The sequence below is a fragment of the Rhodococcus sp. ACS1 genome (assembly GCF_002300155.1).
GTDB classification, from domain to species: Bacteria; Actinomycetota; Actinomycetes; order Mycobacteriales; family Mycobacteriaceae; genus Rhodococcus_F; species Rhodococcus_F koreensis.
In genome coordinates, this window is the sequence record NZ_NSDZ01000037.1 from 1 (window position 1) to 351 (window position 351).

Genomic DNA, 351 nt, shown 5'->3' on the forward strand with positions numbered 1-351 from the left:
GGCTCACCCGGCCGGATATCGAGCATGACCAGGCGTTCGCGGATGATCTCGTACGCGCGTTCAGCGTTGGTGCCGCCGTTCGATGCCGTGTCCGCGACCGAGGAATGCGCCAGGCTCATGTTTCGTCTCCCTGATTTTCCGGAGCTATTGACCTTTATCCGATCCTGACCTTACTCTACTTTCCAGTTGATATATTAGTTCGAAGTCAACTGACCTTCTAGAAAGGCGAACCATGACTGTGGACACCGCAAACCTCACCGAGGCGGCAGCAAACCCGACGTTGACTCGGCGGTTGGTGGATCTCGATCCGGCCGTGCATGCGGCGATCGGGGCCGAGTTGGCGCGGCAGCA

Annotated in this window: 1 pseudogene; it reads right to left on the minus strand. The window is 58.7% G+C overall.

The features are described from left to right. Positions 1–119: pseudogene (locus CJ179_RS53905) on the minus strand (GntR family transcriptional regulator); the annotation flags it as partial. Between the last annotated feature and the right edge of the window lie 232 nt (positions 120–351).